17 protein-coding genes and 1 pseudogene are annotated in these 21,518 nt (G+C 62.7%); 13 read left to right on the top strand and 5 right to left on the bottom strand.

Annotated elements, in window-relative coordinates:
• The first annotated feature begins 363 nt into the window (after nucleotides 1–363).
• The gene (locus tag MKAN_RS01360) at nucleotides 364–792 is read left to right on the top strand and encodes a cellulose-binding domain-containing protein (protein WP_023364473.1); all 429 of its coding nucleotides are present in this window, start codon (nucleotides 364–366) and stop codon (nucleotides 790–792) included.
• A gap of 233 nt (nucleotides 793–1,025) precedes the next feature.
• On the opposite strand, the gene MKAN_RS01365 is transcribed toward MKAN_RS01360, so the two are convergent.
• Entirely contained in the window at nucleotides 1,026–1,853 is an 828-nt protein-coding gene (locus tag MKAN_RS01365) for an SDR family NAD(P)-dependent oxidoreductase (protein ID WP_036395822.1), read from the bottom strand.
• 732 nt (nucleotides 1,854–2,585) lie between these two features.
• Nucleotides 2,586–2,840 (bottom strand): transposase, encoded by a 255-nt coding sequence (locus MKAN_RS01370; RefSeq protein WP_230589254.1) that lies wholly within the window; start codon nucleotides 2,838–2,840, stop codon nucleotides 2,586–2,588.
• Nucleotides 2,841–3,257: 417 nt separating this feature from the next.
• On the opposite strand from MKAN_RS01370, the pseudogene MKAN_RS32840 reads away from it, so the two are divergent.
• The 3 genes and pseudogenes from MKAN_RS32840 to MKAN_RS01375 form a co-directional block, all read left to right on the top strand.
• Nucleotides 3,258–3,365 (top strand): annotated as a pseudogene (locus MKAN_RS32840) (hypothetical protein); the annotation flags it as partial.
• A gap of 198 nt (nucleotides 3,366–3,563) precedes the next feature.
• Nucleotides 3,564–4,061 carry a hypothetical protein gene (locus MKAN_RS31570; protein ID WP_036448798.1) on the top strand — a complete coding sequence of 166 codons (498 nt, stop codon included), beginning with the start codon at nucleotides 3,564–3,566 and terminating at the stop codon, nucleotides 4,059–4,061.
• A 528-nt stretch (nucleotides 4,062–4,589) separates the two neighbouring features.
• Nucleotides 4,590–7,229, top strand: a complete 2,640-nt coding sequence (locus MKAN_RS01375) for an ATP-binding protein (protein WP_160937549.1) — start codon at nucleotides 4,590–4,592, stop codon at nucleotides 7,227–7,229.
• 434 nt (nucleotides 7,230–7,663) lie between these two features.
• Here the strand turns inward: MKAN_RS01375 and MKAN_RS01385 are convergent, their stop codons facing one another.
• Entirely contained in the window at nucleotides 7,664–8,161 is a 498-nt protein-coding gene (locus MKAN_RS01385; protein WP_155254697.1) for a hypothetical protein, read from the bottom strand.
• Between the two features lie 598 nt (nucleotides 8,162–8,759).
• On the opposite strand from MKAN_RS01385, the gene MKAN_RS01390 reads away from it, so the two are divergent.
• Nucleotides 8,760–9,182, top strand: coding sequence for a PIN domain-containing protein (locus MKAN_RS01390; protein ID WP_023364487.1), 423 nt, complete (start codon nucleotides 8,760–8,762; stop codon nucleotides 9,180–9,182).
• Between the two features lie 443 nt (nucleotides 9,183–9,625).
• On the opposite strand, the gene MKAN_RS01395 is transcribed toward MKAN_RS01390, so the two are convergent.
• On the bottom strand, nucleotides 9,626–10,717 hold the full coding sequence (locus MKAN_RS01395; RefSeq protein ID WP_225722828.1) for a DUF2804 family protein: 1,092 nt from the start codon (nucleotides 10,715–10,717) through the stop codon (nucleotides 9,626–9,628).
• Nucleotides 10,718–11,255: 538 nt separating this feature from the next.
• Complete coding sequence (locus tag MKAN_RS01400) at nucleotides 11,256–12,971, bottom strand: PPE family protein (RefSeq protein ID WP_023364492.1); 1,716 nt, start codon at nucleotides 12,969–12,971, stop codon at nucleotides 11,256–11,258.
• Nucleotides 12,972–13,474: 503 nt separating this feature from the next.
• Here MKAN_RS01400 and MKAN_RS01405 point away from each other — a divergent pair.
• The 8 genes from MKAN_RS01405 (at nucleotide 13,475) to MKAN_RS01440 (ending at nucleotide 21,371) form a co-directional block, all read left to right on the top strand.
• Nucleotides 13,475–13,762, top strand: coding sequence for a DUF1330 domain-containing protein (locus MKAN_RS01405; RefSeq protein ID WP_023364495.1), 288 nt, complete (start codon nucleotides 13,475–13,477; stop codon nucleotides 13,760–13,762).
• Between the two features lie 509 nt (nucleotides 13,763–14,271).
• Nucleotides 14,272–15,390 (top strand): tyrosine-type recombinase/integrase, encoded by a 1,119-nt coding sequence (locus MKAN_RS01410; protein WP_023364497.1) that lies wholly within the window; start codon nucleotides 14,272–14,274, stop codon nucleotides 15,388–15,390.
• On the top strand, nucleotides 15,383–15,745 hold the full coding sequence (locus MKAN_RS01415; protein ID WP_023364499.1) for a helix-turn-helix domain-containing protein: 363 nt from the start codon (nucleotides 15,383–15,385) through the stop codon (nucleotides 15,743–15,745). The genes MKAN_RS01410 and MKAN_RS01415 overlap by 8 nt, the downstream gene beginning before the upstream one ends.
• 145 nt (nucleotides 15,746–15,890) lie before the next feature.
• Complete coding sequence (locus MKAN_RS01420; RefSeq protein WP_233013517.1) at nucleotides 15,891–17,159, top strand: Fis family transcriptional regulator; 1,269 nt, start codon at nucleotides 15,891–15,893, stop codon at nucleotides 17,157–17,159.
• Nucleotides 17,160–17,318: 159 nt separating this feature from the next.
• The gene (locus tag MKAN_RS28560; protein WP_023364503.1) at nucleotides 17,319–17,951 is read left to right on the top strand and encodes a TetR/AcrR family transcriptional regulator; all 633 of its coding nucleotides are present in this window, start codon (nucleotides 17,319–17,321) and stop codon (nucleotides 17,949–17,951) included.
• The gene (locus tag MKAN_RS01430; protein ID WP_023364505.1) at nucleotides 17,948–19,330 is read left to right on the top strand and encodes a phenylacetate--CoA ligase family protein; all 1,383 of its coding nucleotides are present in this window, start codon (nucleotides 17,948–17,950) and stop codon (nucleotides 19,328–19,330) included. The genes MKAN_RS28560 and MKAN_RS01430 overlap by 4 nt, the downstream gene beginning before the upstream one ends.
• Nucleotides 19,331–19,357: 27 nt before the next feature.
• The gene (locus MKAN_RS01435) at nucleotides 19,358–20,260 is read left to right on the top strand and encodes an alpha/beta hydrolase (protein ID WP_023364507.1); all 903 of its coding nucleotides are present in this window, start codon (nucleotides 19,358–19,360) and stop codon (nucleotides 20,258–20,260) included.
• Between the two features lie 772 nt (nucleotides 20,261–21,032).
• On the top strand, nucleotides 21,033–21,371 hold the full coding sequence (locus MKAN_RS01440) for a tRNA-binding protein (RefSeq protein ID WP_023364508.1): 339 nt from the start codon (nucleotides 21,033–21,035) through the stop codon (nucleotides 21,369–21,371).
• Nucleotides 21,372–21,518 lie beyond the last annotated feature (147 nt).

The raw sequence follows: 21,518 nt of genomic DNA on the forward strand, positions 1-21,518 counted from the left end.
GCCTGACCCCGATCGGTTGGTCCTCTTGGACCAGTCCACGGGGTCCGGTCATTCCTGCTCATGAGGTCGCCGTGGAACCGTGAGCGGCGCTACGGTGAGTGAGGTCGATGCTGCGATACCGGCCGACTCACCCTAGGGATGGTGCGCGAGACCGCTCGTTTGCCGGCGGCTGAACGACTCCGCTCCCTCGATGAGGCTGACGTTCTGGCTTTCGCGTCCGCACGTTCGCGTTGGGCCGGGCCGATACATGGTTCACGGTGTATCGAGACGAAAATTTCATGACGGTTTCGGTTGCGCAAAGTTACTGCAGCTTGCTCGCGGTGCGAGGGCGATATCGCCTGTTTGGTTTTAGTGTTGGCTTCTATGGCCGGACTGAAGAATTACGTGAAGCGCTGGCGCACAGCGCTTCACGTATCCGTGTCGGCACTGATAGTTGCCATCATCGGGCTCGCCATCGCCCCCGTAGCTCATGCGGCCGCGGCGACAGCAACGTTGTTGGTCGAACATACGTGGCAGACCGGTTTCATCGCTCGCTTCACCATCACCAACTCGAGCATGGTGCCGCTTACCGATTGGAAGCTTGAATTCGACATGCCGGTGGGACAATCCGTCTTGCACACGTGGAACAGCACCGTCACCCAATCGGGCACGCACTATGTTCTCACCCCCGCGAACTGGAATCGCGTCATAGCGCCCGGTGGTTCAGCCACAGGTGGTCTCAGAGGCGTGCTGAGCGGTTCCTACACGCCACCGTCGAATTGCCTGCTCAACGGGCAATATCCATGCAGCTAGTATGCTGTGCACGCTGAACAGGTTGGCGCCGGAATCAATTCTGATGCCGTCGAAGGTGGGCCGTCGGGAGCACACCTGCATATACGGCAGCGGAGGAATGCCTGATCCAGGATTGGCAAGGATTCGACACCGCCGATAGATTCAACGCGTGGTCACAAATCGGTGACACCGGATTCTGCGAACGTCGCACAGGTCTTCGAAAATCTGCGTCGGCAGGCATGGAGAAATTACTGTTACAAGTGGCCTATCGTTGCCAGAGTGCGATCCCACAAGTCGCTGGCAAGGTGCCGGTCACAGGCCGTACGGCTGGCTTTCGCGATCTCGCTCTTCGCGTAATATTCGCCTGGCTGCCAATCGATTCCGGGTGTGCTTGACGCGATCCGGGCCAGCGGTGCGGCTCCCTGATCTGCGGTCGCAAACAGTCGCGGAAGTGACAGCTTTTCCAATACCGCGAAACCCCGTGAACCCGAGGCCCGGCTGAAATTGGTGGCGACCACACCAGGGTGTACCGCCGCAACCGAGAGCCCGTCAGCATGGTAGCGTCGATGTAATTCCTTGGTGAACAAGATGTTCGCCAGCTTCGAGATGGCATAGGCGACGATGGGACGGCGCCGCTGGGTGTTCTCGAAGTCCACAATGGCGATATGACGGACCCATTTATGCGCCCCGCTGGCCGTATTGATTACACTGGCCCGGGACTCGACCAATAAATCCATCAGCCGCGTAGTGAGTAGAAACGGCGCCAAGTAGTTGACTTGATAAGTCATCTCGTAGCCGTCAGCCGTCAGGTGGGGTTTGTTGGTCATTCCACCCGCATTGTTGATCAAAACGTCGATACGCGGATACTGCGAACGAATTTTGTCTGCCAGGGCTCGAACCTGCCAAAGATCAGCGAAGTCTGCCACGAAATAGTCCGCGCCCAATTCCGCGGCCACCGCGGTGGTCTTGCTTCGACACCGGCCAACCACGACGACGTTTTCGCCGCTTTGACTGAGCCGGCGTGCGGCCGCAGCGCCAATGCCGTCGCTAGCACCGGTAATGACGATCGTCCGTGCTGACACGCTCGGAAGCATATCGCGGCGCTTGACACCAGAAGACGACATTGCTGTTCAAATAACCACTGGCGGGACACCAATGCGGCGACGCACTAGAAGACCGGGCCTGATGGGCAGCACGCGATTGAGAGCACGGTTGCCGCCGGTATTGAGGCGTCCGGTTACGCAGCGATGCCGACCTGGATGCGGTCACACGGGGCAAGAGCAACCCCATCGATGCAGAAGCTTCCGCGCGAACTGTGCTGGCTGGCAACGTAATCGGCACACCGAAGCTGGCCGACGGACCAATCGCAGCCATCCGGATGCTGCGCGTTGCCCGCAGCGGGGCGGTCAAGGCCTGCACCGCCGCGGTGAACACACTGCATTCCATGGTCATCACCGTGCCAGAGCCACTACGCACGATCGCCGTGCGGATTCAGCACCTCGACACCGAAACACGCACCGTGCGAAAGCAACTCGATGAACTCACCCGAGCCGCCGCGCCTAGCAGCACCGCTGTCTTCGGGCTCGGCCCCGACACCGTCTGCGCCGCAGCGGCGACAGAGCCGCCAACAGTGCCTTGCACATCGCCGCCGTCGTCCGACTGCGCTACGGCCACGCAGCCGCGGCTACGCCGACCGCCGCACCAGCCAGGGTCTATCGATACCCGAAATCATCCACTGCCAGAAGCGCTACCTGGCCCGCCAAATCTTCCACGCGCTGCGCGCCGACTACACCCAAGCTCAGCACTTGACATATCTAGGAGCGTCCTTCAACCTCCCGCAAGGCATCCGTTTCCAGCTCCGCCTCGGCCAAAAGCCGCTTCAAGCGTGTCTTCTGCTCCCGCAGCTCTTGCAGCCCTTTGGCTGCATCCACATCCATCCCACCGTAGGAGCCGTAGGTGCGGCGCCAGTTGTACAGCGTCGCCGCCGACACTTCCCGCTCGGCGGCGATCTCTTCGTTGGTCTTGCCCGCCGCGGCGAGTTCGTCCGCGCGGCGCAGCTTGCGCACCACATCCTCAGCGGAATGCTTCTTCCGACCAGCTATAGGATTCATCGCCCCTTCCGACCCCCACCCGGGGCCACAGGACTTTAAGACGGGCGGACTCATTCATCGGGGACACGCCGGCCACACACCTCGTCGTCACAGGCCCACTCATACAAAAGATCTACATCACCAGAGACGGCTATCGGCGCTACTCCGAAATCCGCGCCCACAACGTGGAGTGTCCTCCGTCAGGGTCAACCAGGGGAGCCACCCACAACTGGCGGCACTAGTTTCTGCCCTATCGGTTGAGAATCCGCTGCGGAATGCAATGGACAATCTATTGAAATGGCACACCCGTGACGCGTTATCGGTGAAGAATCGCGAGGGAACTGCAATGCACCCTGTAAGCAATATGCTTAGGGCCACTGACCGGAGGGGCAAGCGATGACAAGTGGCGAGCGATCGCGCCCACATTTCCAAGCGGCTGACCCTTCGTCCGCCCGACCACCTGGCTGGTATTCAGATCCTGGTGGCGGCCCCGGTGCTAGGTGGTGGGACGGCTCGCGCTGGGCACCACAATCGTCGGCGGATACCTCGGAGGAATGGCACGGCACCAACGATCGCGAAGATCCGCGTAGTTCCGCCCGCAGTGAGCCTCAGGCCAGCCCATCCCCGCGGGGGGTGTCGGAGCCGCCGAGTGACCTCCCCAGGGATGGTCAGACGGTCCGCGTTCGCGGCCTGGCCCGCGCGGTGCAGCAGCGCTCCACCGGTTCACGGGCACCGGTGGAGGTACTGCAGTTTAGGGTCGAGCGATATGACGACTCGGGAAACCGGCTCCCGCGCCTGCAAGTGGAGATGCGAGGAACGGCACTGCTAGGAAGCGGAATTTCCGGGCAGCTCAGCGATAACGACGAGGTCGAAGTCGAAGGTGTCTGGAAGTCGGGGGTTCTACATACCCAATCAGTGCTGAACCATTCCACCGGAGCCCACCTACGCAGCCGTTCCGACTGGGATGATCTCAGACACTCTCTATTAGGTAAAACCGGCAAGAAAATCCGCAAAACGGTGTGGATTGCGATCATCGCAATTATATGTGCCGTCGCGGCTTTGATTTCGGCAATCGCAGTATTTGTTTCCCACATGAATAGCTCGTTCAATGATACGAAGAACGAGAATCTTCGCAACTGGTGCATGAATGCCAGAGACAACGGAATGCGCCTGCCCCATGAATGTGATGGGGTGCTGTGAGCGCTGGACTTGGGAACGAACATGGTTACTGAGTCGGTCAGCGCCAGAATCGACTACCTCCAGCGATGCGGGGCTGCGGCCGATCTTCCGGTTGCCACTTCGCATACGTGCGGCGATCCGACATCGCGCAGGTTACTGCTCGTGCGCGGAATTAGCCGGCCACCCAGAGACCCTCGAACTGCAGCGAGTGGCGAGCGTGAGAACTGGCGGCCGCCTACCACCGAACTCATCACCGGCCTATACGGGTATCGCATCCCCCTGGTCTATCTAGTTCAGTCGACATCTGCCGGTGTCGAGGTGAGCCTCGGTGTCTGGCCGACCGTGCCCACCGTCGACCCGGCTCGGCAAGACGGCCGGCTTAACGTCGTGGATTCGGTGCTACGCGGCCTATATCCTGCGATCGACCTCGCCCCGCACACAGCACCGCGGCAGCGTCACCGTCACGGTGCCATCGCCGTGGGCGTCCCAGCGCCATCTGGCGTCGACGAACGAGATGGCGCAACACCGATCGATCGCATCATTCGATCCATGGCTGGATCAGAGTGGAGTCTGCTCGTCCTCGCGCAGCCCCTGGCCGAGCACGCAATCATCACAGAGCGCGAAGCAATTCTCAACGAGATGCGCACAGTCATGTCGGCGGCTAAGAACGAAGCAGCGCCGAGCCCCCTGACCGAGCACTACATCGAACTCCTCAAAGTGGCCCTCGAGGCGACCGGAATGGGAATGGCAACGGGCGCCTGGCGGGTAGGGATCTACCTGCTCGGCGACGGCGACAGCCATCCACGGTTATCCAGCGGATGGCGCAGCGTCATGTCAGGACCCAAGTCCCTGCCTGAGCCAGTGCGCACCGTGGACATCAACGGGGTCGACGAACTAGCGAGATTGTGGGCGTTGCCAACCACCCCAGGCGCCCCAGCCCCGGGGCTGTACCGGCGGCCGTTTGAATTTCAGACCCTCCTGGCCTCAACCCAACTCGCCAAATGCTTCCATCTCCCCGAGCTCGAAACACCCGGATTTCGGGTTAGCCCCGCCCCCACTTTCTCAGTGTCCCGGCCGCAACCCAACGATTCGGTACCAGCGATCGACATCGGGCAGATAATGAACCAACGCCGGCCATCCGCATTGAACTACCGCGTCGAGTTAGACCAACTTACCCGCCACACCTTCATCGCGGGCCTCACAGGAGCCGGCAAAACCAACACCCTTATGCACTTACTGACGCAGGCAGCGTCGGCGGGCGTACCGTTCCTCGTCATTGAACCGGCGAAAACGGAGTACCGAGAACTGCTCGGTCATAAGGCCATCGGAAACGATGTTCGAGTATTCACCGTCGGACGCGAGCACGTCGCGCCGCTGCGCCTCAACCCTCTCGAAGTAGCGCCCGGCGTCGACGTGTCAACCCACCTCGACCTACTCAAAGCCGTATTTACCGCAAGCTTCGCACTGTGGGTGCCACTGCCTCAGGTGCTCGAGCAATGCCTGGTCGAGATTTACACGGAACGCGGATGGGACTTCGGCTCAAGCAACCATCCACCACTCGACGGATCCGGGCAGCCACCGACCCCCCGACTGCGCGACCTGGTAGCCGCAGTCGAAAGAACGGTTCCATCGCTCGGTTACAAACACGAGTCAACACAGGAGATCACGGCGTCACTGACCACCCGCCTCAACGCCCTGCGCCGCGGCGGCCGTGGATTGATGCTCGACATCGAGCGATCCATCCCCATGGCGGAAATCCTGCGCAAACCAACCGTCATCGAACTTGAGAGCCTGGGCGACGATGCCGACAAGGCATTCGTCATGGGCCTGCTACTGATTCGGCTCTACGAACACCGGCGAGCAGCACACGCCGCCGCCACATCGACAGCCGCCCGGGCCGGTGCACCGCCACCGGCCCCCGGCCGATTGCGCCACCTCGTCGTGGTCGAAGAAGCACACCGACTACTGGGATCAGAACGCAAGCAGACCGATGCGTGGACGGCAGATCCCAAGGGCGCCTTCGTCGACACCTTCTGCCAGATGCTGTCGGAGGTACGGGCCTACGGGCAAGGCATCGTGGTTGCCGACCAAGTCCCCGTGCGACTTGCCCCCGATGTTCTAAAGAACACCAACCTCAAGATCGCCCATCGCCTGGTCGTCGGAGACGACCGCGAAGCCATGGCCAAAGCCATGGCCATGACCACCGAGCAGTCGAACGAACTCACCATCATGCCGCCCGGACGCGCAGCGGTTTTCAGCGAAGGCGATCACACCCCGGTCATCGTTCAGGTCCCCAAGTCCAAAGACAACTCCACACACGCCGCAATCGATGACTCGGCCGTTAGCGAGGCGATGGCGAAATGGCGTTCCGACCCGTCGGTACAGGCGTGGTTCACGGCTTCCGTCGCATGCCGTGGCGCCTGTCGCAACGCCATCGCCTGCAAACAGTCGTCCATACTTATGGAGCATCCGCATGGCCAGCTGCTAGCAACTCGACTCTGGCACACCAGCATCGAACACCCCGACGGCATAGATCTCGTTTGGCCCGACATCACCGCCTTCGTGAAGGCCACAGCCGCCGGCATCGGTGAACACACCTCGCCGCCAACACCGGGATCAACCAACAACCTCGACGATCGCGTCCATAGTTTCGCTCTCCATGCCATAGCGACAGTGACCAACCGTCGAGCAATGCAGGCGGGCTGGTCCTCGCCGGCAACCTCACGCCTGACGACCTTGCTGTTCACCGCGATCGAGGAACGCTCACGCCAGACCGAATACTTCCTCGGCGATACCCCCGCCCGCCAAGAGGTCGTCACCGCGGCCGCAAAGCTCCAAACACGCGCGTTCGATCCGCTTCCGTTGTGCAGCAAGATCTGCAGTGACGGCCGATGCCCGTTCCTCCATGCGGTCCGAGACGTTCGCGCCGCGTCGGGAAACTTCCTCGGCGACGCCAACACCGACGACGAACTGCTGAACGCAGCCACCGCGCTCGCCGAGGAGATAGTCGAAACACCCCGAGACGCGCCTTCGGCCACGGAATCCCTCAACCAGGCGCGCTGGCGCGCCATAGCCTGCGCGACTCAGCTACTCGCTGGCAAGCACCACCGATCCCAGGAAAGCACGCGGCGAACGATCCAAGTGATGGGCGCCGCAGGGTGGGACCTTGCCACGGCCTCAGAAAGGTGAGTACCTATGTCCGATGACAAGCCGAGCAGTGCTGGCACTCGCATGCTCGACGGACTGGAAGCTGGTCTGCGAAAAGGTGATCCGGCGGCGCGGCAAGTGGCGGCGACACTCGGCAAGGAGATCTTCGAAGAAAAGCACGGCCGCAACGACACCTACCTCGTGCAAGGCAAGACCCGTGAGCTCAACGAGATCGGCAAAGTCCTGAACCTTAACGATTCCGAGAAAAATCGTCTCCACGACATTGTCCGGTCCACATATCCACCCGATCGACCGCTAACAGCATCACAAGAAGGCCCCTACGGTTCTGAGCGATTTGTGCGTGCCCAGGCGAGGGAGAAAGAATCGTACGAAAAGCTCAGGATCGTTACCACAGCAGACACCTCGCTCGGGAGCCTTCTTTCAAGCTTGGTACAGGCCTCGGGTGGCACGGTTGATCAGATGAAAGCGGCAGCAGCTGCCGGAAGAATCATCGAGGGCGCGGCCTCCATGGCGGGGGATAAGGGGAAGGTCACCGACGCGGCGAAAGCCAGCGCGCCGCCATCTGAACCGCGAACCTCCACGGCGGCCGCGGCGGCGGCTGGTAAGTCGGGGACGACCTCGCCACCCGGCTCACCACCACCCACCACCGCAACCCCAGGAACCACCGGCAAATCCGGCACAACCCCACCACCCAGCACACCACCACCCACCACCGCAACCCCAGGAACCACCGGCAAATCCGGCACAACCCCACCACCCAGCACACCACCACCCACCACCGCAACCCCAGGAACCACCGGCAAATCCGGCACAACCCCACCACCCAGCTCACCACCACCCACTACCGCAACCCCAGGAACCACCGGCAAATCCGGCACAACCCCACCACCCAGCTCACCACCGCCCGCCCACGACTCCACTAAAGCTACGAGAAAGACTTCGGAGAACGCCAAGTCAACTCCCTCGATTACCAAGACGTAGTTGGCGGACCGATAGCTAATCCGCAAGGCAGAGGTGCGAGAGCTGTCTGGGCTTGAACCTTTGGGGTTCGCCCGAAATGTGGACACGGTTGACTTGCTTCCGTGGCGTCCTTCAGCGTCTGCTCGCAGTCGATAGGTGAGCGCATCCCGATTGCTGAATCGTTGACTCAGCGTAGAAGTACATCCAATTGTCAACTGCTGCAATTGATTCCACTTTTGTCGCATGGGTATGCCGGTAGAAGCATTCGTGTTTGCACGTCGACCACAGCGACTCGGCGCCGGGGTTGCCCCTGCGGGGATTCGCAGGCCTCTCGCACCCAAACGTGGGTATATACTGAATCTGCATTCGGTATATATAGGTGGAGGCTGGATAGATGACAAAGCGCCTGATCGATCTGGACGACGACTTGCTGGCTGCGGCTCAGAGAGAGCTTAAGACGTCGGGCGTATCGGACACGGTGCGCATGGCATTACAGCAAGCAGCAGCATCGTCTGCTCGCGCACGCCAGGTTGCATGGTTGCGGGCCGGGGGTCTAGGGGAGATGGCTGATCCCGATCAACGTGGTGACGTGTGGCGTTGATCGCTCGGCACCTCATCGATACCAGTGCAGCAGCACGGATGACGCACCCCGAGGTCGCCGCTCGACTTGCCCCACTCATTGAAGCCGGATTGGTCGCGACCACAGCTCAACTCGACGCCGAGGCGCTCTACAGCGCCCGCAATCCTGCCGACTATGAACAACTCTGGTCAGACCGCCGTGCGGCGTACGAATACCTGCCAACCAATGACGAACACTGGCAGACGGCACTCGGCGCGCAACGAAAATTGGCAAGCACTGGCCGCCACCGTGCTGTCGGCATGGCCGACCTCCTGATTGCCACCCTCGCCGCTGCCCATGACATGACGCTGATCCACTACGACGCCGACTTTGAGATTGCTGCAGAGGTACTACCGTTCCGACACCAATGGGTTCTCGAGCGGGACACCATCTGAGCACTGCACTACTGCTTCTTCAAATACGCTGGGCCGCAACGCAATATTCAGATGAACATAGCGTACCTTACTGGCAACCCGCCGCATTCGTGTCCGCCGTATTGTTGCCCGAGCAGTCCCGCGGATTTTTGCCGGCGTCGATCTCGAAACTGTGCACCATCCAGTCCAACACGCTCGAGAAAGGGGCGCATGTCGTACCCAAAGCCTGCACGCGCGTTCATTTGCTTCACGCCAGAGACGATCCTCGAGCGACCGGGTCGGCCGGCGGTCGTCGTCCCGACTACGACCGCCAGTTACAGGCTGCGAACCCATGCCGAACTTGCGCGGGGGGAGCCGGGCTACATTCCACTCCTACGATCGCTGCGACCTCGCTGCGACCAACTGCGAGGCTCAGCTCACCCACGTGATGAACAACCCCAGCCCTGCTCCCGCGGTCCGCTGGTTCAGACGCGGATGAACTTCTGTTCGCCCATGCCGAACATGCCATCGACCGAAAGGTCGACGTCGTCGGTGTGGATCCGGCCTTCGTACCAGCCGAAGGGGCCGTAATACTCGGCGAGCCATCGGCGCGGGCCGACGTGCAGCTCGGAACGGACAGTCGGCGTGAACCGCACCTCGACCTGTCCCGACCCGTCGGCATCGCGCACGATCCAGGAACCCCAGGGCCCGTCGGGCCGTTCCACATGGACGGCGGGCAGGCGGTGGACCCGGTCGCCGAGCCAGACGGCGTTCTCGTTATAGCGCTGCGGGTCGCGCACCTGGTTGTCGGTCAGGTTGAAGCCCTCGACGCGGCCCCCATCGCTGCGGCGCACTGCGGTCACCCAGTCGTACCGCATAGGCGAGGGGTAGTCCCCGTGGTGGTCGTCGAGGATCATGAACGAACGGTCGGGGTCGAACACGGTGAGTTCAGCGCCGGCGCGGAGCGTGCCGGCGAACGGCATCATCGTCTTGTGCGAGTAGAGCGCACGATCGTCGGCGAAGGGGTGGCAGATCACCAGGTGTCCCGCCTCTCCGGGGCCGCAGCGCCCGGCGCCGTGCAACTCCAGCGGCGGTAGCGCGCCGCGCCCAGGGTGGCTGGCGTCCACTGCGACCACGCCCGAGTCCATCTCGTTGGTCAGCTGCAGCGAGAAGCGTCCAACGTGACCGTGAGACCGGGTGTGGTTCAGGCCGCGAGCGACGTGCACCATCGAGGTCGGCACCTTCTGCTCCCACCGACCGATCGTGGCCGCCTGCTTGTCAACGACCAGCACTTGCAGCAGCGAGATCGACTTCGTGTCGTAGACGGCGCCGAGCACGAACACCGCGTCGTCACCGAGCTGGAACGCCTCCCACTCCTTGAGCCGGGCGTTGCGCGCGGCGCGCTGCAGGCGACCACGAGCTCCGGTGGCGGTGACCACGTCGAGTGGGTTGATCCGCGCGATCGGGCCGTTGTAGGTGCCGAACCGGTAGCGACCATCGAGCACCAGCTGGGCAGGTGGCGGCTCGTGCGTGCGCACCAGGTCGGACGGGCCGGTCTGCGGGGTCTCGGTGTCCACCGCCGGAGCGTACCGGAGAGGCAGCACCTATGGCGCCATGGACACTTACGGCCGACTCGGGCAGGGGTGATTCATCCGATGAACACGGCGAGGCCATTGGCCGGAGGCCTTGAGTTTGCAGAGCAGGGTCCCGCTCGTGGTGTTTGCCGTGCCGCTGGGCACCAAGCAGGGGCTGCCGGGCGGTGCGCCACGATGCGCCGGGTGTATCGGGAGTGAGAGACCGTCTCTGTTGGGCCGTCGCAGCGGCCTGATGAAGCATCGGGCAGATACAGAGTCCGGTTAAGACAGGCCGCAGGGGCATGCTGATTCATCTGATGCAATATGCGGTATTTACCGGTAACCCGCCGTATTCGAATCCGCCGTAATCCCGCGTTTTGGTGTTGGTCAGGGCCATGCGAGGAGGTCACCCATGTGAAAGGTGCTGCAGCCGTGCTGATGTCGCCGACCAGCCCATTGCAGGCCGGGGCCGCGTTCATCATGGGCGCCCAGCCCGCACCGAGGAACATCCTCTGCCTCTCCATTGCAGAAGTACCCGATGCTACCCCAGTTGCTTGAGCAGTTGAGCGATGTTGAACAGGCCGATGAAGCCGGTGCCCGTGTTGAGCACCCCGGAGCCGAAGCCGCTGACGACGCCAGGTACTGGGAAGAAGGGCAGGTAGGCGACCGACACACCAGTGTTGAACAAGCCAGAAAGATTCCCGTTTTGAGCCGATCCGCCGCTGGCCCTATTGAAGAAGCCCGAGATATTGCCGTTCACCCCTCCGCCGGAGGCGGAGTTGTTGAAGCCTGAGACGTTGGTACCGGTGTTGCCGAAGCCCGATGTCGTGGCGCTGACATCGGTGGTGGAGCCGACGGTGGTGTTGAAGTTCCCGGAGTTCCAGGCACCCGTGTTGACACTGCCTGAATTGCCGAAGCCGGTGTTGAATTGTCCGGAATTGCCGAAGCCGGTGTTTACTACTCCCGAATTCCCGAACCCGGTAGAGTAGGCGCCCGAGTTGCCGATGCCGGTGTCCAAAAAGCCCGAGTTGCCGAAGCCGAATGATGCTCGGCCGGAGTTGCCGGCGCCGAGGTGGCCGAAGCCGGAGTTGCCGATGCCGATGCTCTGGATGTCGCCCAGGGTGGCAGCAGTGAGGTTGCGGCCCGAGTTGAAGATGCCGACGTTGCCGTCCCCGGAGTTGAAGAATCCGATGTTGTTGGTGCCGGAGTTGAAGAGCCCGATGTTGCCGTTGCCCGAGTTCAGCAGCCCGGCCAGGTTGATGCCCGCCTGGTTGTTGCCGGTCAGCCCGATCCCGAGGTTGTTGTTGCCGGTGTTACCGAAGCCGATGTTGTTGGTGCCGGTGTTGCCCGCTCCGATGTTTCCGATGCCGGTGTTGCCGCCGCCCTGATTGAAGCTACCGGAGTTGCCCAGCCCGAAGTTGCTGTTGGCGAGGCCGGGGACAGGGCCTGCGCCGTTGCCGAAGCCGACGTTGTTGTTTCCGAAATTGCCCGCACCGAAGTTGCCCGCACCGAAGTTGCCCAAACCGATGTTGCCTCGCACGCCGGTGGTGCGGGGGCTCCTGTTCCCGAAGCCGATGTTGCCGTTGCCGCGGTTACCGCTACCGAAGTTGCCGCTGCCCTTGTTGCCGTTGCCGACGTTGCCCGCACCGGTGCCGCTGTTATTGCCGCTACCGATGTTGCCCCCGCCCTTGTTGCCTACACCGATGTTGGGGTCGGTAGGGGCGGCCGTAGCGGCCCCGGCAGGTGCGCCGCCCAAGAGTTGCCCGATGCCCGGCAGGTGCTGCATTGTCTGCTGCCAGGACGACAACTGCGCGGCCACCGCTGAGGCTCCACCGTGATAGCCGACCAACGCGGCGACATCGGTGGCCCAGAACTCCTCATAGGCCGCCTCGGCGGCGGCGATGAAGGGCGCGTTGAAGCCGAAGATGTTGGTGCGCACGGCCTGCACGAAGGCTTGCCGATTGGCCGCGATGATTTCGGGGTGAACGGTGGCGGCCTTGGCCGCCTCGAATATGCTGGCCACCGTTCGTGCGCCAGATGACGTAGTGGTGGCGCGCAGGGAAGCGGCCCGCAGGAATTCGGCGTACGGACGCGCCGCCCTGGCCATGGCCTGGGAAGCCGGACCCTGCCAGGCTTGCCCGGCCAGGTTCGAGGTCACCGAGGAAAACGAGTCCGCGGCCGTACCCAATTCATCGGCAAGACCCGACCAGGCCGCTGAGACCTCGAGCAAGGGCGCTGACCCAGCGCCGAGGTACATCCGCAGAGAGTTGATCTCTGGAGGAAGAACCGAAAAGTTCACCGCGCTGACCTACCGTAACCCCGTCTTGTGTGACGGCACCCTACCCGACTTGACAGACGATATGACGCCGCCGTTAGACACGTGTCGTTTCAAAAATTGTGAGATATCTTTGCAGAGGAGGTTGTCCCGGGTCTCGTAGAAATTGAGCTGGCGGTCCCCCGCTCGTGACCTGCCGTTGGTAGTACGAAATATACTGGGGCACAACATGATAAAGAATACGGCAACTTTTTACTGGTAGCCCGCCATATTCGATCCCGCCGTATTCCTCCCGATACGGGTATCGATTCGGTCGAGATGAGGCAGGGAAGTGGCGCCGGTTGTCTGCATGGCTATGGCGGGTCGGCTGGGAGTCCTGGCAACGCTCCGCGGCATTTAGTCGTTTGCTGTCGTGTGAGTTCGCCGCAGCCCGCTTAGACACAAATCGCTGGGAAAGCCCCGTCGCCTCGTGTCATCCTTCAGAGGTGAAGCAGACGTTCTATGTGTTTCTGTGGCCGCACCCTGGGATGGAGCAGTCGTTAATCGCCTACGAAGATGCGGTCCTGACACTGGTGGATGAGCACGGCGGGAAGGTCGTGCACCGAGCCCGGACAGACGGCGCCGAGGGCAAGCCGCTGGAGATCCAGCTGTTCGAGTGGGCGTCCCAAGAGGCGATGGACAGTTACATGTCTGATCCGCGCCGCACCGCACTGTCTGCCGACCGCGAGCAAGCGATCGCGCGGACCGAAATCGTGCCGGTGCAGCTCAGCTAATCCGAACTGTGCTTGCTCTTCTCACAACAACGGAGCGAATCATGTTGGAGCGCAAGGCAGTAACCAACTTCGCGCGCCTTACAGGGACGCTCAAAGCGTCCCTGATTCATCCAATGAAAACGGCGACGTTTACTTGACATAATGTCGCTTATCGGCAGAAAACCACTGCGAGTTGCATTAAACGAAAGTGCTCGCACCTCTTGACGATTGGCCGATCTGAGCACGTCACGGCACTTATTCTGTGTACTCATTCCGTAACGGGCTCCCTGCAGCGGCTGTTCATACCGCGAGGTTGACGTACAGTTCAATCACTTAATGAATGATTCGTGTGTTAGGTGAAAGCTTGAACGTGCCCTGGGCGGCCGACCCTAGAACCGGCCATCGATCACCCACCCGCCATCTCCCCGCACCGCCAACGATACGTCACAGTGACGAATTACCCTGCGGCGCAGGGCTATTGAACTATCGCGTCCGGTTCGCGGCGGACCAGTCTCCGGGCGGCCGCCGGCATGGTTGAGGAAGTGCCCGGCTTCATTCCGCAAGTTCTGCGCCGCAATGACGTCTCGCTGCTTCGAGCAGACGAGACCGTATTCAACGCGATGATCGATGGATGGCGAGCTCAGATGCTCGCACGCGGCCTGGCGCTCGACACCATCAAGGGCCGGTGTGGCATCGTGTCTCGGTTTGTTGAATTCACCAACGAGTATCCGTGGCGGTGGCGCCCGCTTGACGTCGATCAGTTTCTAGCCGATCTGAGGTCGCAGGAGAAGCCGATCGCATTGTCGACGTTACGTTCGTACAGCAACACGATCTCGATGTTCTGTAGTTATGTCAGTGACGGCCGATACGGGTGGGTTGCATTCTGCGAGAAGCAATTCGGTGATGTGCCGTCGCAGATCTGTTTCGAGTGGAACACGCCCCAACACACCACTGATGACGCGGTTCCGCCGAGGCGGCGAGCGTTCACCAAGGCCGAATTGCAGCATCTGTTCGACGCCGTGGACGACTTCGTCGACGAAGCGCACCGCACGGGATCCAAGCGCTGGCTCACGGCGTTGCGTGACTCGACAGCATTCAAGATCGGGTATGCCTACGGGCTTCGGCGCCGCGAATTGGTGATGTTGGACCTGACCGACTTCGGACCCAATCCACACGTCCCGACCTACGGCAACTACGGCGCATTGACTGTGCGTTGGGCGAAGGGAACGAAGGGCTCCGGTCCTCGCCGGCGGACAGTGCTGACCTCACCCGAATTCGCCTGGGCCGTCGAGCTTCTACAGTATTGGTGCAGCGAAGGCCGCCAGCTGTTCAGCACAGCCGACCGCTCCCCCGCCCTGTGGCCGAGTGAACGCGGGGGAAGATTGACTCTCAACGCGCTGGGGCGGTCCTTCACCGCGTTTCGCCAGCGGGCAGGTCTGCCGCCGGAGCTGAGCCTGCACGCACTACGGCACTCCTTCACCACACATCTGCTCGAGGCGGGATACGACCCGTTGTTCGTCCAGCAGCAACTCGGGCACTCCTTCGCGTCCACGACGTCGCTCTACACCTCGGTGACGTCGGACTTCAAACAAAGGGTGGTTCAACAAATGATTACGCGACGACTCCGGATGGAGGACTCCCGTGGCTGAGCAGCGGCGGATCGGCTTTCACTGGCATCTGCGGCGCGTAATGGCGGCCCACAATTTGTGGAAGTCCACCGAATTGCGGCCGCTGCTACGCTCACGGGGCATCAACCTCTCCGATGCGCAGGTCTACCGCCTGGTTACCGGTGAGCCCCAGCGCATTCCGTCTCGGACCTTCGCTGCGCTCTGCGACATCTTCGACTGCACGCCCAACGACCTGTTCGAGCCGTATGTCGAGATGCAGGCGGCCGCATCAGCGAATGCACCACGCCCGCGTGACCTAGGTGTAACGCCGGGAAACCCAGTCGCCAAGCGGATTCGAATCGTCCAGGACGACGGTGGCCCGTCCCAAGAAGCGTGAAGATCCACAGCGCTGGCCAATCAGATGCGCCCGATGCGACGGCCACTACGAATTGGTGGCCAGCTGGCCCGACGGATCCATCTGCGGATACTGCTACCAGGCGGCCAAACGAACGATCGGGATCTGCGCCTGCGGGCACGAAGGCGTGCTGCCCGGCCTCATCGATGACCGGCCCGCATGCCGACGCTGCAGCGGCGTCAAGCTCAACGTCGACTGCGTCACCTGCGGGGCAGAAGCCGAACTCTACAGCGGTGGACGATGCCAACGGTGCGTGCTCGGCGCGACAGCTCAACGGTTACTCACCGATCCCGACACCGGCCTGATCGCCCCACAGCTACAGGTCCTCGTCGATGCCCTCACCGCGATGCACCGCCCCAACAGTGGACTGACATGGATTCGCAAGCCCCACGTTCAGTCTGTTCTGCGTGAGCTGGCCGGCCACCCCGCCCTCACCCATGAGGTGCTTGACCAGCTGCCGGCAGGCCGCACGACTGACTACGTGCGCAACCTGCTCGTCGAGCACGGTGTCCTTCCGTCACGTGACGAGAGACTGGCGAGGTTCCAATCATGGGCGGTCACGGCTCAGCAGCGGATAACCACCGAAGAGCACAGAAAAGTAGTCGCCCGCTTCATCCGGTGGAGTCTGGAGAGGCGGCTTCGATCGATGAGCACGGTCACCGACTCGGCGTTCCTTCGTGCCAAACAAACCGTCACCGTAACGATCGAGTTCTGCAACTGGCTCGCCGAGAAGCACGACACCACCGTGGAGCAGGTGACCCAGGCCCACATCGATCTCTGGCAATCGACCGGGCCGACCACCCGTGAGCACATCCTGCGGTTCATCCGATGGGCCATCAAAGCCAAGCTCATCCCGTCGGATCTGGAAGTGACGCCCCACCGCCGTGGCACCGCACCGAGGATGCCGATCGCACAACAGAATGCCGTCATCGAACAGGTCGCACACCAGCAGACGCTTCATCCGCGCGACCGCCTCGCCGCGATCCTGATCATCGTGTTCGCCCAACGCGCCGAAGACGTCGCAGCCCTTACCTGGGATCGAGTAGCGATCACCGCGGATACGGTGACCATCGATTTGGCAGGCCTACCGATTCATCTCCCGCCGCCTCTCGATGAACCCGTTCGCGCGCTGGCCGCAAGCAACTACAACAGCCAGACCGCGGCACATCGCAACTCGCCCTGGGTATTTCGCGGCTACACGCCTGGCAGGCACATCGGACCGGCGCACCTGCGCAGCTACCTCCGGCCGATTCTCGCCGCCCTCGAAGCGCGCTTAGGCCCCCAAGTCGCCGTTCGAGCTCTGGACAGTGATCCAGCCTTTATCGCGCATCCTTTCTTCATTCGACGGGATTTCGACAACGGTTCGGTAGCCCAGCGCGTCGGGATCCAGTGCTAGCGCTTGCGCGTCCTTGCCGTCGAGCCGCTCGATAGCCGTCTTTCGAGACGAGCAAGACACGGCGGTGGGCTGCAACCGCACCGAACGGATTCACGGGTCGGTGCCGGTTCACTTCAGATAGGATTGACATCTGAATAGCAATATTATCTAATCTCCGGTATGTCGAGGTTACGGCGGGCGGAGCAGGTCGCGCGCAACCGTGAGGCCGTCCTGGCGGCGGCACGGCGGGTGTTCTTGGTTCGCGGGTATGCCGGCGCCAGCCTGGAGGCGATCGCCGATGACGCGGGGTTCTCGAGCGGTGTCGTATATTCGCAGTTCGGCAGCAAGGCGGACATGTTTTTTGCGCTGCTGGAGCGCCGGATCGAGGACCGGGCGTCGCAGAACGAGCGGGTCGCCGCGGAATTCGTGGGCGCCGAGGGTCTGCGTGAGCTGCTGCGGGTTGGCCGAGAGGATGCGGCGGCCGAGCCGGGGTGGGCGTATCTGCTGGCGGAGTTCCGCGCGATTGCGATGCGTGATGCCGAGCTCAACCGTCGCTATGCCGCGGCCCATGCGCGCACGCTGGATGGGATCGCGTCAGTGTTGGAAAGCCTTTACAAGCCAATCGGTCTCGAACCGCCCGTACCTGTCCGATCCATGGCCGAGTTGCTACAAGCAGGGGCTGTGGGCGTCGCCCTCGAACGGGCCGCCAACCCCAACGCTGTTCCCGACGATGACGTGGAGGAGCTCCTAGTGCGGGCCTTTGCCTTGCGGGACACCGCGGTGCACACTGCTGCGCGGGGAAGTCGACGATGAGCGCCGCCCACACCGTGTGGGCTTGTTTCCGCGACGATGTCCTGGCAGCGATGTGCGCCGGCGAAGCCGAGCAGCGTGCCCGCCTGACCTGGAGTGCCGAGCGGATCCAGCGTGAACAGCGCGACCGTCTGGGCACCCTGCTGGGGCACGCCGCCGAGCACTCCCCGTTCCACGGCCGCCGGCTAGCCGGGATCGATATCACCGCGGTGGACCCCACCGACCTGTCTGGGCTGCCGGTGATGACCAAGATGCAGATGATGGATTCCCTCGACGACGTGTTCACCGACCGCCGCCTCACGGCCAGCGACGCCGAGTCGGCAGTTGCCGCCACCGGCGCCGACCCGGTCGTGATACTCGACGACTACATCGCGTTGGCCTCCGGTGGATGTTCGGGGCGGCGCGGGGTGTTCGTCCTCGACAGGGCTGCCGTCACCTCCTTTACCACGGCAGTGGCCCGCCAACCCCCGGGAACTGCCCTGGCCGCGGATACGCCGCACGAGCCGCCTCGCATCGCGTTTGTTGCGGCCGCTTCAGCCGTGCATGCCACGGGAATGGTGGCCGCGCTGACCTGTGACGCTGATTCGCCTGTGCGGTCGGATCTGGTGCCGGCGACGTTACCGCTCGGGGAGATTGTCGCGCGGCTCAATGAGTTGCGGCCGCCCCTGCTGAGTGGGTATGCCTCGATGCTGGCCCGGCTGGCCTCCGAAGCGCGCGCCGGGCGCCTGCGGATCACCCCGGCACAGGTGAGCTCGACGAGTGAGACTCTGCTGCCCGAGATGCGCTCGGCGATCAGGGAAGCGTTCGGCGTACCCGTCTTTGACGGCTTTGGGTCCACCGAAGGCCTGGTGGGCAAGACCGGTCCAGATGATGACGTCTTGGTTTTCAACACGGACATGTGCATCGTGGAGCTTGTCGACGCCAACAACCAGCCTGTCGCGGCGGGTACCCCGTCGGCCAGAGTGCTTGTCACCAACCTGTACAACCTGGTCCAGCCACTGATCCGCTACGAGCTCACCGACACCTTCATCCGCCAGCCAGGCGCCGCCGAACACGGATATCTGCGGGCCCGCGTGCGAGGGCGCAACGACGACGTCCTGCACTACGACACCGTCGACGTTCATCCCATCGCGATCCGATCGGTCATGGTCAAGACACCCGGAGTCATCGACTATCAGGTGCGCCAAACCCGCTGCGGCATCGACCTATACGCCGTCACAACCGACGCGCACGAGCTCGACGGCCTTGCCGACCGCCTACGCCAAGCACTCGCCGACGGCGGCCTGCATCGACCTGCAGTGACGGTGCGCCCCGTCGAGCGGCTCGACCGCCACCCTGTCAGCGGAAAGCTGCGCCGCTTCATCCCACTCACCACCACGTAGCAGATCCCGACGAAAGCAGCCGAGTCCATGGACCGCATCGATGTCACCTTCCCTTCGAACGACGCGAAGTGCGCGGCATGGCTCTACTACCCGACGGGCATCGACAACAAGGTGCCGTGTGTGGTGATGGCCCACGGCTTCTCGCTGACCCGCCACGACGGCCTGACCCCGTACGCCGAAGCATTCGCCCGCGTCGGGGCCGCCGTGCTGGTCTTCGACCACCGCTTCATCGGTGACTCCGAAGGCCAACCCCGCCAACGAATTCGCCCCGCAGACCAGCTCGCGGACCGCCGAGCCGCCGTCGCGTTCGCCCGGAACCTCGGCAGGATCAACCCCGACAGGATCATCGTGTGGGGCTACTCGATGAGCGCCGGATCGGCACTTCTCGCGGCCGCCACAGATCCGCGCATCGCAGGCGCGATCCTCCTCTGCCCACTTCTCGATGGCCGGTGGCGATCCAACCGCAGCCTTTGGACCCAGCCGCGCAACGCGGCCTGGATCAACGCACAGGCGATCAACGACACCCTCGGCAACGCCATGGTTCCGGTCGCTGCCCAACCCGGCGGCCACGGCGTGCTGACCTTCCCCGGCGAACTCGACGGCTTTCTCTCCATCACCCCACCGGGATCTCCTTGGCGCAACGAGGTCAGGGGTGCGTCGGTGCCCGGCTACTCGCTCTATCGCCCGCTGGCTAACGCGCGAAAACTCAAATGCCCGATCCTCATCCAGGCCGGACATCGCGACCTCACCGTTTCATCAAGGGCCGTCGACAAGCTCACACAACGGGCCGCCAACGCCGTGGTGAAGCGATACGACATCGACCACTTCCAACCCTTCCGCGGAGAACACCCACCACGCCTCGCCGCCGACCAGACCGAATGGCTCGACCGCCTCGAACGCAACGCGCAGGCGCCAACTCGCACCTGTTGAACACGCACCGTTACCAGTTGAGGACTGCGAGTTACATTGTGCTGCCATCCGATCCGCACTTCGCCCGCTGCCGTCCGATCCGCGCTTCGTGCGCTGCTGTCCGGTTCGGGCGAATACCTCAGAGCCAAGGAATCCCCGGTTGGTGACGATTCGTGAGCGCGCCGTCCGGTGTACGACCCCGCAAGCATGGATGCCCGGACCCACGATTGGCCGTCGCCCCCTCCCCGCGCACTATTGGCAATACGTCACCGTGACGAATTGACATCCGCACCTGCCAGCGCACGCTCCGGTAGCAACCGGGTAAGGCGGCCAGTTCGGGCCAGGCCCGATCACCGAACTCGATGCGGCTCGTGTTCACCGCTTACGCCTCGGAATTAGCAAGTATCGCCGACCCGACGACGCTCGCCAACCTTGCAGCGCACGCATAAGTCCGGCCACCTGCCGGCTAGCTCGACACGCACGGCGCGGGAGGTTCTGTCTCGCGACCAGTTCGATCAGTTCGACTGCCTATCCCGCTGGCGTATAGCGGCGCATCGAGAAACCCCCAAAGAGCGCCCATTACGTCACCGTGACGGAATGGGCGCCGAACTATCCCCCTCCATGCGGTTCACCTAAGACGGAAAGCGTTCCCATGGTGACGATTCGACCGTCTGCACGGGTCATTGCGCAACGCACGCGGCCCGCTAAGGTACCACATGGCGCTGCGCCAACTCCTGACGCTAATGCGGGCGCTCATGGCACGAGTGACCTCGGGAAGCTGAAAGAGAACGCAGTGGAAGACCTGATCAGTTGGGCGGATTTCCAGAGAGTCGACTTCCGCGTGGGCACCATCGTCGCGTTGGAAAGCCACCCCCGGGCAAGACAACCTGCCTATATCCTGACTATCGACCTAGGGCCGCTTGGGACAAAGATTTCCAGCGCTCGAATCACCGACTATTACAGCCCTGCGACACTGCTCGGCCGACAAGTGCTGTGCGTCTGCAACTTTGCACCGAAGAACGTCGCGGGAATCGACTCTGAAGTGCTCGTCACCGGCGTGTACGACGCGAGCAACAAGGTTGTCCTGGCCGGATTCGATCGGCCCTTGCCCAACGGCACGCGACTCAGCTAACTTGTGGCCGTTCGCTTTCTGGATACATGCAGGTCCCATGGCCTCCGCGGAAGAGGTGACCGTCGAAAGGCATCCGTCGATGCTCATGACAAAGGCGACGTTGACACCGGCGCGCCTTGGACGAGCGTGGGCGGTCGTGCCGGCAGC

This window comes from Mycobacterium kansasii ATCC 12478 (genome assembly GCF_000157895.3).
Classification (GTDB): Bacteria; Actinomycetota; Actinomycetes; order Mycobacteriales; family Mycobacteriaceae; genus Mycobacterium; species Mycobacterium kansasii.

Bases quoted from the DNA above. Each gene is read 5' to 3' on its own strand.
- MKAN_RS01360 (WP_023364473.1), top strand. From the start codon at position 364: ATGGCCGGACTGAAGAATTACGTGAAGCGCTGGCGCACAGCGCTTCAC.
- MKAN_RS01375 (WP_160937549.1), top strand. From the start codon at position 4,590: ATGGCTGGATCAGAGTGGAGTCTGCTCGTCCTCGCGCAGCCCCTGGCC.
- MKAN_RS01400 (WP_023364492.1), bottom strand. From the start codon at position 12,971: ATGTACCTCGGCGCTGGGTCAGCGCCCTTGCTCGAGGTCTCAGCGGCC.
- MKAN_RS01410 (WP_023364497.1), top strand. From the start codon at position 14,272: ATGGTTGAGGAAGTGCCCGGCTTCATTCCGCAAGTTCTGCGCCGCAAT.
- MKAN_RS28560 (WP_023364503.1), top strand. From the start codon at position 17,319: ATGTCGAGGTTACGGCGGGCGGAGCAGGTCGCGCGCAACCGTGAGGCC.
- MKAN_RS01430 (WP_023364505.1), top strand. From the start codon at position 17,948: ATGAGCGCCGCCCACACCGTGTGGGCTTGTTTCCGCGACGATGTCCTG.
- MKAN_RS01435 (WP_023364507.1), top strand. From the start codon at position 19,358: ATGGACCGCATCGATGTCACCTTCCCTTCGAACGACGCGAAGTGCGCG.